Origin of the sequence: Gottfriedia acidiceleris, from assembly GCF_036421055.1 — a bacterium.
GTDB classification, from domain to species: Bacteria; Bacillota; Bacilli; order Bacillales; family Bacillaceae_G; genus Gottfriedia; species Gottfriedia acidiceleris_C.
Genome location: NZ_JAZGQS010000008.1, coordinates 189,191 through 201,794, shown reverse-complemented (window position 1 = coordinate 201,794; position 12,604 = coordinate 189,191). Strand labels below are relative to the sequence as shown.

The 12,604-nt window shown below is 31.4% G+C and carries 12 protein-coding genes and 1 tRNA gene; 9 read left to right on the top strand and 4 right to left on the bottom strand.

Annotated elements, in window-relative coordinates:
* Positions 1 to 160: 160 nt before the first annotated feature.
* The 4 genes from RAH41_RS14250 to RAH41_RS14235 all read right to left on the bottom strand — a co-directional run bounded on the left by RAH41_RS14250 (position 161) and on the right by RAH41_RS14235 (position 4,447).
* A complete protein-coding gene (locus RAH41_RS14250; protein WP_331223340.1) occupies positions 161 to 2,455 on the bottom strand; it encodes an ATP-dependent helicase in 2,295 nt (764 codons plus the stop codon).
* Positions 2,456 to 2,661: 206 nt separating this feature from the next.
* The gene (locus RAH41_RS14245) at positions 2,662 to 3,093 is read right to left on the bottom strand and encodes a GNAT family N-acetyltransferase (RefSeq protein ID WP_331223339.1); all 432 of its coding nucleotides are present in this window, start codon (positions 3,091 to 3,093) and stop codon (positions 2,662 to 2,664) included.
* A complete protein-coding gene (locus RAH41_RS14240) occupies positions 3,090 to 3,605 on the bottom strand; it encodes a YjcG family protein (RefSeq protein ID WP_331223338.1) in 516 nt (171 codons plus the stop codon). Before RAH41_RS14240 ends, RAH41_RS14245 begins: the two co-directional genes overlap by 4 nt.
* 113 nt (positions 3,606 to 3,718) lie before the next feature.
* Positions 3,719 to 4,447: an alpha/beta hydrolase gene (locus RAH41_RS14235; protein WP_331223337.1), complete on the bottom strand. Its 729-nt coding sequence runs from the start codon at positions 4,445 to 4,447 to the stop codon at positions 3,719 to 3,721.
* A gap of 116 nt (positions 4,448 to 4,563) precedes the next feature.
* On the opposite strand from RAH41_RS14235, the gene RAH41_RS14230 reads away from it, so the two are divergent.
* The 9 genes from RAH41_RS14230 (at position 4,564) to RAH41_RS14190 (ending at position 12,562) form a co-directional block, all read left to right on the top strand.
* Complete coding sequence (locus tag RAH41_RS14230) at positions 4,564 to 5,478, top strand: DMT family transporter (protein WP_331223335.1); 915 nt, start codon at positions 4,564 to 4,566, stop codon at positions 5,476 to 5,478.
* Positions 5,479 to 5,641: 163 nt separating this feature from the next.
* Entirely contained in the window at positions 5,642 to 6,958 is a 1,317-nt protein-coding gene (locus tag RAH41_RS14225; protein ID WP_331223333.1) for a TrkH family potassium uptake protein, read from the top strand.
* A 14-nt stretch (positions 6,959 to 6,972) separates the two neighbouring features.
* On the top strand, positions 6,973 to 7,629 hold the full coding sequence (locus RAH41_RS14220; RefSeq protein ID WP_331223332.1) for a TrkA family potassium uptake protein: 657 nt from the start codon (positions 6,973 to 6,975) through the stop codon (positions 7,627 to 7,629).
* Between the two features lie 99 nt (positions 7,630 to 7,728).
* Positions 7,729 to 8,934, top strand: a complete 1,206-nt coding sequence (locus RAH41_RS14215) for a DUF6944 family repetitive protein (protein ID WP_331223330.1) — start codon at positions 7,729 to 7,731, stop codon at positions 8,932 to 8,934.
* 275 nt (positions 8,935 to 9,209) lie between these two features.
* Entirely contained in the window at positions 9,210 to 9,404 is a 195-nt protein-coding gene (locus RAH41_RS14210; protein WP_331223329.1) for a hypothetical protein, read from the top strand.
* Positions 9,405 to 9,539: 135 nt separating this feature from the next.
* Positions 9,540 to 9,612: transfer RNA gene (locus tag RAH41_RS14205), tRNA-Val, on the top strand.
* A 123-nt stretch (positions 9,613 to 9,735) separates the two neighbouring features.
* On the top strand, positions 9,736 to 10,653 hold the full coding sequence (locus RAH41_RS14200; RefSeq protein WP_331223327.1) for a tyrosine-type recombinase/integrase: 918 nt from the start codon (positions 9,736 to 9,738) through the stop codon (positions 10,651 to 10,653).
* Positions 10,654 to 10,865: 212 nt separating this feature from the next.
* The gene (locus RAH41_RS14195) at positions 10,866 to 11,663 is read left to right on the top strand and encodes a hypothetical protein (RefSeq protein ID WP_331223326.1); all 798 of its coding nucleotides are present in this window, start codon (positions 10,866 to 10,868) and stop codon (positions 11,661 to 11,663) included.
* Between the two features lie 476 nt (positions 11,664 to 12,139).
* Positions 12,140 to 12,562 carry a hypothetical protein gene (locus RAH41_RS14190; protein ID WP_331223325.1) on the top strand — a complete coding sequence of 141 codons (423 nt, stop codon included), beginning with the start codon at positions 12,140 to 12,142 and terminating at the stop codon, positions 12,560 to 12,562.
* The last annotated feature ends 42 nt before the right edge of the window (positions 12,563 to 12,604 follow it).

Genomic DNA, 12,604 nt, shown 5'->3' with positions numbered 1-12,604 from the left:
CATTACCGTCTGGGGTAACTCCGCTCCTCACCAGGCTTCGTGCCTCGAAAGACAAGCGCTTGCAATCAGTCTGAAAATTAAGTTTTTAGTACTTTGTCTACACACTTAGGTGAGCATATTTTGCTCACCTTAATTTTTTATACAAGAAAGTTGTTCAATCTCATTTCTTATTTATAAAACGTCGAACTAGTCTTGACGTATTAGCTTTTTTTCCTCTTCTTTTTTGAAGAATCGATAAGTATAATAGCTTTCTAGCTCTTGTACATGCGACATATAGAAGACGACGTTCTTCTTCCAGTTGATCTAAGTGACCATTTTTCAAAGATTCTAAAGCATAATCATGAGGGAATCCTCCGTCTACAACCCCTAAAATATAGACATAATCATATTCTAATCCCTTTGAACGGTGAGCTGTTAAAAGCGAAATATTACCTTGTGAAGATTGATTTTTTTTCTGCTTATATTCTTTAAATTTAGCGGAAATATGAAATGCGTGTTCAACAAATTCTCTAATTGATTTGAAATTTTTGCTTACAACCTTTAAATCTCTTAGATCATCAGAAGGTCGTTCGATTTTATTAGACTCATTTCCACGTTTTTTAATATAGTCCATAAAAGCTGGACTTTCTTCAATTCGCTCAATTGCTTCTAAAGGTGATGCGTTTTTTAAATAACGTAAAATTTTTATCAGGTTTTCAATTTTTTTAATTTGAAATGGTGCTGCACTTTTAATTGTGGTAAACGCTTCTAAGAAAGATAGGTTTTGCAAAACACTATTCATTTTTGCATCTTGAAATGCTTGTTGTTTTAGGAAAAAGACAGGCAATATTTCTTTCAATGCTGCTTGGTGGTCCTCATCTCCTATTAATAGTAAGAAAGAAATCATTTTTCGGATAATAGGTCGATCATAAAATGAGTCACCATCTTGATCGATTGTAAAAGGCAAACTTGTTCCTATTAAGCGCTCAAAAACAGCCCTTGATGCAGTATTAGTACGATACAAAATTGCAAATTGTCCTGGATTTGCACCGCTATTAATTTTTTCTTTTATATCATTAATAATCATCGTTGCTTCTTCTTCTTCATCGTATGGAAAGAAAAAAGAAGGTACTTGATTGGAGTCATATTGAGCATGCATTGATTTTACAAAACGGTTTTTATTCGGCTTAATGACTTCGTTTGCCAATGATACGATCCCGTGGGTTGAACGATAATTTTCACTTAAATGATAAATCTTTGCTCCTTGGAAATGTTCTTTAAAGTCCAAGATAAACTTGGGGTCACTTCCTCTAAACGCATAGATTGACTGGTCATCATCACCAACAGCCGTAATATTTTCTGTATGTTGAAAAAGGATTTTTAGAATATTGAATTGGATTTTATTAATATCTTGAAACTCATCCACTAATAAACATTTAAATCGATTTTGATAATGCAAAAGTAATTCATTATTTTCATTTAACATTTCAAAGCAACCGAGTAACATATCGTCAAAATCAAATTGCCCATTTTGCTTTTTTAATGATTCATAGCCTTCATAAAGAGAAGCGACCTGTTCTTCCCAAGCATCTTTTGATCTAATCTCATGTGGATAAACACAAGAGTTCTTCCATAAGCCAATTTGTTGAATTGCCTGGTCGTATGCAAATGACTTTTCATCAATTTCAAGGCGTCGGCCAATTTGCTTTAACATAATCTCCTTTTGAAAATCCGATTTAATTAAACGGCTTGAATCCCATTTCGTACGGTCAAATCGTAAAAGCATTTTATAGAAAATACTATGAAAGGTACCAATTTCCATCTGCCCAATAGGGTAACCAAGACCTTTCATTCGCTCTTTCATTTCTGCAGAAGCTTTAGACGTGAAAGTTACGAGCATCATTTCATGAGGAAGAATACCGCTATTCATTAAGTGCATTGCGCGAGTTGTTATGACGCGTGTTTTACCACTTCCGGCTCCAGCAAGTACAAGCAAAGGTGAACCGATATGTGTGACAGCATTCCATTGTTGAGAATCCAATGAAATTTGATTGATCACAAATTCATCCGTCTTTTGTTCATTTATTTTATATGGTGGAATATTGTAAAAAGGTAGTCTGTTAATAAATTGATTTTCATCTGTTTTTTCGATTGTAGCTGTATTTGAAATCGAACGCTTAGTAGGAAGTTTAATCATTCGATCGTTCGTAATTTCGGTAGTAGAATGATTATTTTCAAATCTAGCAACCATTTCTTGCTCTAACTCTACGTTATGATTCATACATGCTAGATTTTGCTCATTGTTTAGATGATAAAAATGAGGAATATCATAAATAGTTAATGTGAAATTTAATCTTTGATGACAATTAACACATTTAACTTCCCCGCGAATACTGGCTTGATATATTTCCTCATATCTTGATCGAGGGAATTCTGGTAAATAGATTGATTGATTTTGATAGTTTGCAATTTTCATTATTTTCCCCCTTAAAATTAAAGCAGACTCATCTATGTTACCAAAAAGATTTGTGTACGAAAAGTTAATTTTAATGGGAAAAAAGTATCTTTCATATGTATAGAACTAAATGTATCGGTAAGACCGTTGTTTGTTACATCGCGTCATGTATAGTAAGCCCCATGAAAAAAAACTATGATTCAATTGAATCATAGTTTTAAGTGTGTTTAATTAATTTTTAACTTCATTTCTGCGTGTGGAATGCCAGCTTCAAAAAATATTTCGGAAGAGATTTTATAACCTAATTTTTCATAAAAAGGAATTGCTGATTCTTGTGCGTGTAAGACTAATTGATCTAATCCTTTTTCTTTTGCAGTTTTATGAATTAAGTACATAATTTCATTCCCGATTTTTTTTCCTCGATAGCTACTTAACACACAGATTCGCTGAACTTTTCCAGTCGATTCGATTAATCTAAGTCGACCTGCAGCAATCGGTTGTTCTCCATCGTATGAAACAAAATGGATACACTCTTCATCAAGGCCATCAAACTCCAAATCTCTTGAAATTTGTTGTTCCTCAACAAAAACTTCTACTCGAACTTTAAGAGCGTCTTTTATTTCTTGATCTGTTGCTGCTACTATTGTGCGAAAGCTCATTTTTTTGCTCCTAATTTAAATGTTTCATATACTTCCCAAGCACCATTTTCTAATTGGTAAACTAATTTAAAGTTATCTACTACTTCATTGTAACTAAATTGAATCATGCGTAACTGGCCTAGAATATCAGCAAATTCAGCATCTTGTAACTGCTGACCAATTGTGATATGCGGTACGAATGCATAATCTTTTGTTTCTGGGAAAGCGCCAGTGTGCATTTTTTCATGAAGCTCTTTTAATGCTTCAACAGGTGTAACTTTTAAATAAATGACATTATTAACTGGTGCAAAAGAACTTACTTTATTAATTTCCAATTCAAATGGTTCAATTTGACTTGCAATTTCATTTAACTGTGAAATAATATTTGGAAGTTGATCTTCGCTTAATTCGAATCCACTTCTTAATGTAACATGAGGGGAGATTAACGTATACGCTGGATCATAACGTTTTCTATACTCATTAGCCTTTTCTTGAACGAAATTAGATGGGAAAAAAACAACGCCACATTTCATAAAAATTACCTCCTGTTTGTGATACTTTATATTTTAATTTGAAAAAATTAACGAAAGAAAAATAACTAATTTTAATTATACCAAATTTTTTGAAAATCGCTAAGTTTCACGAATTATTTTGCTAAACTAATTTTTAATACGTCCTCAAGCTGCTTTTCCCAGTTTGTCCAAGTATGGTCCCCTTCATATTCTGCATAATGTAATTCTACAGGGAAGTTTGCTAAAGAATCTTTTAATTGTAATCCACCTTCGACAAAATTAACCCATTGCTTACTTGGTGTAAAAACATTTTCCTCATGTTTTCCAACAGTTTGAACAATAGAAAGGATCGAATTTAATTTTGTTCTCTTTAAAAATTCCATCACATCATCGTTCACAAATGGTGATTGCATAATGACTTGTCCAAATGTATTCGGATATGTAAATGCTGCTTGTAATGAAACAGTACCACCTAATGAATCGCCGATTAATGTTCTACTATGGGCTAAGCCAAGTAAAGGTAAATGATCATCTAAATAAGGAAGTAATTCTTCAGCTAAAAAACGAATATAATTTTTTTGGCCTGCTTGAGAAGGGTGGTATAGTTTAAAACGCTCCTCTGGTGAAGAATATGGTATTCCCACAACGATTGTAGGTTGAATTGAACCTTCTTTTGTTAATTTTTCTATAACACGATGAACTTTTCCTAAATTAAAATAATCCTGTCCATCTTGTGCAATTAATAAGTGATGTTTTATTAACGGAGTGTACATGCTTGAATAGTATATTGTAAATGTAATTTCTTTTTTGATGTGTTCACTATATAGTGTATGTTCTTCTCTAGTACCATTTGTTTGTATCATAAAATGTCTCCTCTTCTTTTCCCTAGGATGATATAATTAGATGTTACTTCATACAAAAAATTTAGAAAAGTAAAATGTATTAAACGCTTACAAAATAAGTCGAAATGAGGTGAAACATGAGTAAAAAACAACCAAATGCAATGATGTCATTATTAATTTTGTCCATTATTGCAATTTCAACTTCAGCTATTTTAGCTAAATGGACGAAAGCTTCCCCATCTGTTTTAAGCATGTATCGCCTCTGGTTTACATGTATATGGATGCTACCATTTGTATTGAAACGAAAAAACGAATTAAAAGCCTTAAAAAAATCGCATTATAAATCATTCGCTTTAGGTGGGTTAATGTTAGCTGTCCATTTTATTTTATGGTATGGTTCATTAGTTTTTACTTCTGTAGCGAGCTCAACGATCATTTTAGCTCTTCAGCCATTAGTTGCAATGATTCTTGGATTTTTTGTATTTAAAGAGCGAACGTCTATGCAATCTAAAATATGTATGATAATCGCGATTATTGGTGTATGTCTAATAGGATTTGGCGATATTGGATTAAGTATGTCAGCGTTTAAAGGTGATATTCTTTCATTTTTAAGTGTAATTGCTGCAGTACTCTATTTAATGGTTGGACAAACAACCGTAAAAAATACATCTCATTGGGTGTATAGTTTTTGGGTATTCGCATTTTCAGCATCATTTTTAACAATCTATAATATTGTAACGATGGATAATTTCTTTGATTACCAATCCAAAGATTGGATCATATTTATTGCATCTGCCATTATTCCTTCATTAGCACATATAATAAATAACTATTTATTAAATTACGTAAATGCTACGACAATATCAATGAGTATACTTGGGGAACCAGTTGGTGCATCTATTTTAGCAGTTTTCCTTCTTAACGAAATGCTATCATCATTTCAGCTAATTGGAGGTACGATCGTAATTGTGAGTGTATTCTTGTACCTATATCAACAACAAAAAGAAGTTACATTAACACAAGTTAAAACAGGTAATTCTTCATCAGCTTAGATCAATTAATGAATTTAATAAATTTCAAAAAGGCTTTCAAATCTTTCAGATGATTTGAAAGTTTTTTTGTTTTTTAACTAAATTAGGTAGAATAGATAATAAAGGTTAGAAAAATATTCCATCAACTTTTATCCAGCCAACTAAAAGGAGAAAAGAGCTACTCATGAATAAAAAGAAGAAAAAAGCCAAAAATCCTCTCCATTACATATTTATTTCTTATATCATCATTATATTTTTATTTTCATTCTTGTACTATCTGCCATTTACGCGAATTTCGAATATAAGCTATATAGACAGTTTATTTGTTTCAACGAGTGCGATTAGTGTGACTGGGTTAACAACTGTTAACTTAGTTGAGACCTTTAATGTATGGGGAAAAATCTTATTAATGATCCAAATGGAAATTGGTGCTATCGGAATTGTTGTATTTATTAGTTACGGATTTATGATACTCGGTATTCGGATGACGATTTCAAATTTATTAGTCGTATCGAAGGATCAAAATCAAAGTAGCATTAAGTCGATTCGAAGATTAAGTTTATCAGTTTTATATACATCATTATTTTTTCAATTGATTGGCGGGCTCTTTTTTTATAGTCAATTTAGAGGGAAATATGACACTGTATTAGAAACTTTATTAGTTACTGCTTTCCATTCAATTGCAAGTTTTACTAACACGGGTTTTGATTTATTTGGTAATAGTTTAATATCGTTTCAAAAAAATAATGTAGTTTTAATTGTAACAGCTGCGTTAATTTTTATAGGTGGATTAGGATATCCGACTATTATGGAGTACATCTATAAATACAATAAGAAAAAATCTTTATTTACAAGGATTAATATGCGTCTGCATTTTTCGTTTATGATTTTTGGAACAATTGTATTTTGGCTTTTAGAAAGAGGCCATGCATTTAAGCATTTAAATTTTTTCGATCAATTCACAAATTCATTTTTCTTATCAGTTACGAGTCGAAATGGAGGATATGCACCTCTTGATATTGCAGAACTAACATTGCCTGCAATCTTAATCCTTTTAGTGCTGATGTATATCGGTGGAGCTTCATCGAGTGCAGCAGGAGGGATACGCTTAACAACAGTTTCGGTTTTAGCTGCAAAGATGTTTTCAGTTATTAAGTCACAAGACGATACAATTCTTTTTAGAACAAGTGTAAAGAAAGAAGTTGTTGATCGTGCATTTGTTATTGCGATGAGCTTTATCATATTAATCACAGTTGCAACGATCATGATTTCGATTTTTGAACCGTTTCAGTTAGATTTAATTTTACTAGAGGCCATTTCGGCAATTACCAATACAGGATTATCGTTAGGGATTACAACAAATATCCATAGTGTGTCTAAAATAATATTAATTTTACTAATGTTTATTGGGAGAATTGGAATCTTTACACTGATTTATTTCGTATTTAGGGTCGATAATCAAAAATTAAAATATGTTGAAAAAGACTTAGCAGTTGGGTAAGGAGGAGAGGTTATATGCCAAAGCAATATTTGGTAATAGGTGCAGGACGTTTTGGTCGAGGAATTGTAAAAGAGCTTGATCAGTTAGGTCATGAAGTTGTTGTTTGTGATAAAGATAAAAAGACATTAGAGCAATTAGAAGAGTATACAGAATATGCAGTAATTGGCGATTTACGTGAAGAGTCTATACTAGAGGATTTAAATGTAAGTCAATTTGATGCAGTATTTGTAGCGATTGGAACGGATTCTTTAGCCTCTATCTTAATTACGAGAAGATTGAAAGAGAGAAAAGTTAGAAGAATTATTTGTAAAGCAAATAATCGTGAAGTTGGTGGGATTTTAGAAAGTATTGGAGCAGATTTAGTAATCTATCCAGAAGAAGAAGCTGGACATAAAGCAGCACGTATGGAAGCGATGAGTGGAATCATCGAATACATCGAAATTACAAAAAATATTGCAGGAGTTGAAACGGTCATCCCTGAAAAATTGGTTGGCAAAACTTTAAGAGAAATAAGTTTTTCGATGAAATATGGCATAACTGTTGTCCTAATCATCCGTGACGGGGAGCCAATGGTATCGCATATTGGAGATGTAGTTTTTCAAAGTGGTGATTTAATTTTTATTGTAGGCGAAAAATCAAAAATTGAATTGTTTAAGAAGAAAGTTGGTTAATGATAATAGGGCTCAATTACAATTACCTATTTGGAACGTTTAAACGTTATGGATGAATATACTAATCCTAAATGACTAATCAAGGATTGGTGTTTTGTAATGAGCCAAGTTATGGAAGTTATTGGGGCATGGGTGAATGCAATTGGCACAATCAGTTCAGCAATTAGTAGTACTCCAATGAGAGGATTAAAAGGAGAAAACCGAAAAAGATGGGAGGATATAAGTTTTCAGCTAGATTTTGGTGGAAATAGCTTTCAAGCGATTGGTAATCTAATAGAAGCTTTTTTAGGAGAACCTAGTATATTAGAAGATGCAGGTGAAATTATCCAAGCTTCAGGTAATGTCACTGTATTATTTAGTTTATTAGTTGCGGAAGCAGAAGAACAAAAAGAAGAAGGACAAAAGGATCCAGATCGGGCGATAAAGTTAAATATGACTGGGAATGCTCAACAAGCTTTTGGAGGATTAATTGCAGCGCTTGAAGAAGTAAGTTCAGAGGATTTTGATGTATCTGGTTTTATGGGGAATTTTTTACAAGCGATTGGAAATACATTACAAGTTATGGGTGGTATGGTAGAACTAGAAATAGAGGATTTAAAAGACTATTTAGAAGAAACAGGGCAAGTAGAACAACCTAGCGATCTATCAGATGGAGTCATATTTGACGTACTTCAAGAATATCATGGCAGTGCGCCAGTGTCTGAGGCAAGTGAACTATCAGATGGAATTATTTTTGATGAAGTACAAGAATATACTGGAAGATTGCCAGAAGATGATACCGTTGAACTTACAAATGTAAATGAAGTTCATAATGAAAACATGCGATCAACCGAATCTTCGAATGAACACATATTGAATGAAATAGAATATCTTTATGGTAGAATACCAGATTATGAACCGATTGAAATGCAAGAAGAACCAATCCCAAGTCAACAGGATGAATCAATTTCTAGCGAACAAGGTGGGCCAAGTGATCTGTCAGATGGTGTCATTTTTGATGTACTCCAACAATACGACGAAGAAACTGAAACAAACCCATTAGTTAAGGAATACGAAGAATTAGCGCTACTATTAAAATATAGTGGAAGTTGGATACAAGCTGCCGGTTCAATCGTTTCCGTTTACTCTGAACAAAAAGAGTTATTTAACTCGAATGATGAACAAAAAGAGCAAGAGAAACAAGAACCAGAAGAGAACAAAAACCCTAGAAGAAATAGAAAGAAAAAATCGGCGGAAAATAAGGTCGAATCAAATCAAGAGAAAAGCAAAACTTCACAATATAAAGAGAAAAAGAAAAAGAACTAACAAAAATAAACTATAGTATGGATGTTAGTTCTAGATACATAGACTGTAAATTAAGGCCATACATTGAAGGTGCACAAAATGAACTTATAGAAATAGAAAGGATACAAAATTTTTCAGTGCTTGTATAGGTACAAAGGCAACAAAATACTAAATTGTAACGATTTTTTGAAATTTTGATTACATAATAGGCAAACAGGAAAATATTAATAAAGAGAGTGTACCTTCACCATTATTGGTTAAGGAATATTAATATTTAACTATTGGAGAGATCGCCTGTGAAAAGTAGAATAATTAAAATCGTTAAAAACTATAAAGTTCAGACATTTGTATTTGGTGTGGGTGTTTTACTATTGTTCTTAACAATTGTGGTTGGAAGTATTCTATTAAGCAATATACCAAGAGATAAAGACTTGAGATGGAAAGATTTAATGCATTCAATAAACGAAATAGAAGCGAAGTCGAATAGGTGAGTATTTTTCAAAAAAAGTGAAAATATATTCTAGTGACTTATATTCGAAATTTTTTGTTAAATATTGGTTGAAGAGTAGAAGACAAAACGGTATAATAGATTTTATTAGAGAGAATGATTTCTCCTTATAAATTACGATTCCATAGCTCAGCTGGGAGAGCACTACCTTGACAGGGTAGGGGTCGCTGGTTCAAGTCCAGTTGGGATCATAAACTTAACAGTATCAAGGGTTGAACGACATTTCTAAACTCTGTACTGTACAGTGGTTGTAGATGGAATTTCTACAATCCAAAGAGACCACTTCACTAATCTAAGGTGAGGTGGTCTTTTTAATGTTGTTAAAATTTGCAATACAAGATTTTTTAGATGATCGAGAATTTAAAAATTTGTCCCCAACAACAATTTCAAGCTATAAAGAAATTTTGCGACAGTTTCAAGATTTCTGTAATGCTAACGAAATTGTCAACATACAAGATATTTCTCCAAATGTAGTAAAGAAGTTTCTTCTTTTTTATCAGAAAAAAGGGAACAACGCTACTACTACCAATTCCAAACTACAAAGGGTAAAAGCATTTTTAAATTACATGGTAGAAATTGAAGTAATTCAGAATAACCCTGCAAAAAAAATTCAACGTGCTAAAGAAGATATTAAGATTGAAGTTTTTTCAGATTACCATATTAAGCAAATGCTGAATTATTACAGACGTATTAAACAAAGAGAAAAGGCATTTTATGCATATAGAGATTATTCTATCATTGTTTGTTTATTATCAAGTGGTATCAGATTGTCAGAAATGTGTAATTTACGTTGGAGTGATATTGATTTTAGCAATTGTACAATGAGTGTTTTTGGTAAATCACGTACTTATGAAACTATTCCAATTACTGAGAAATTAATTAAAGAATTATCAGCTTACAAAGTCTATTGTGAACAGTTTTTTGGTGCTGAAAATATTAATGAAAATGTATTTGCGGATCTTCACAATAAAAAGTTGACACCAAATGCAGTTAAAAATGTATTTAAAAGATTGGCAAAGATCATGAATTTTCGTGATGTTCGTTTATCAGCACATACATTTAGACACACTTTTTGTCAACGTTGTATTCAATCAGGAATGAGTACTTTTGCAGTTCAACGATTGATGCGACATTCTTCTATTGCAGTTACGGAACGTTATTCTGCAATGTGGGGAAATGATCTTAAAGAACAGAATGATAGATTTAATCCTATAAATACATTAGATATTTAATCTAAGAAACAAATAAAAAGAAAAAAGCCACGTGTTACCAGCACGTGACCACAAAAAATAAAATTGAAAACTATACAGAAATCAAACTAAATACCGTACAGTTACCTTCATTTTATCGAAAAAAATTTGATGATGCAAGGTGTATTAAGTATTGCCATTTTTAGCATAGAAGGGTACTTTGGGTTTCTGTTTGTATTGGGAGAAAAATAAAAATGCAATCAGGAAATATTGATAATTTTAAACATTTATCACAATTTAATAATATTAAAGATTTTAATAACAATATTGAACAATGGATGGTTGATCTTAAGATCAAGTTTACTAAATCAGAACTGGTTGCTTTAAAACGTCTTATTCGATTTTCTGCAAAAGTAGCTGGTGTTTGTAATGCTAAAATAGGTACTGTTGTATCAGCAACACATGATAAAGACGGTTTCGGCATCAGTAGAAGTACTTTTAAAAGAATGATTTCAAAAGCAAAGGAATTTGGATTAATTTTTGTATATGATACAGTTCGTAAAAACGGTTCGAAATCGAATAACGTATATGTATTTAATCGTTTTTGTGTACAAACTGAACCATCCGAAAACGAAAAATTGAACCAACCACAAACTCATAGTCCTTTAAAAACTAACAATCAAAATATTGATATACGTAACAAAGAAGTAAACCATGTACAAGAAAACGGATTTTTAGATGCTTCTTTCGTAAGCGAAAAAGTTCCAACAGAATTTACAAACCTTGTTAAATGTTACTTCGATAATGCAAAAAAAATAGAAGAATACTGGAAATTGGTATCTATTTCAGCGAACAATAACAAGGTTGATGAAAATATTTTAGAAACTGCAATCAATGCTTTTAGAATACTTGTAAGGAAAATCAAACTTAGTAATGTTACAAATACATATGGGTTCTATTTTGGAATCTTAAATAGAAAATTTAAAGCTTTATACTGGAGATTGATCTCCAAGAATTGGTGGGAATTAAATGAACACCAAACTGATAAATAAAAAAGGAACTGGAAAATTACCCAGTTCCATTTATGTGTATTTATGAAATACTAATTGTCAGTTCAGAATTATCATTTGAGTCTACACTAATTCGGTGAATAATATCATGAATTAACAAGAATATAGTATCTTCAGTTTCTTTAGTTGTATAGTCCCTAATTAATCCTATGTAACAAATGTATTTTAATTTGATTATTTTGTAGTAGGTATATCTGTCTTCTTGGCATATATTTCTTAATTCAATGATTTCACTAGATTTTATTCCATTTAGTGTTTTTTCAACTATGTTTATTATGTTTTTGTAATTTTTATTTATAGTCATTTTCTTATCATCCTTTTATTAATTTGATCCTTACAACCCTAAAACAATATAAAAGTGATCTTCAGACATAATTTTTTGATAAATTGTAGATTATTTTAAATTTGCTTTTAGATTTAATATATAATTAAAGGAAAAATGAAAGGTTTGGTAAAATTTGGAAAAGCTTAATTTACAAATCCCCAAAATAGAAAAACATATTGGTCTTACAAATTCTTTATTAGATTCTATACAACATGATCTGGAACAAAGTGAAGCCAATAAAAAAAGAAAAGAACAAGAAAATATACAACGTCAAATCCAACTAAATGAAATGATACAGAAAATAGTTGAAAATACAGCATACTTACCTGAAATGGTTGGATTGATAAGAAAAAATAATGAAATAAATGAAGAGATGCTTGAACTTTTTAATGAAATGACAAATGTATTAAAAGCTAAAAATGCAGAAGAAGCTAAAAGTATTGTAATGGATGTTGTAGAAAAAGCAAAGAACACAAAAGATGCTTTAGATGCTATGTCAAGTTTGTTGACTTATGGAAAGCTACTAATTAAACTTGTTTTTCCTGATAGTAATTAATACAGTTTAATAAAATAGTAGATTTTATGAAATGACAAAGTT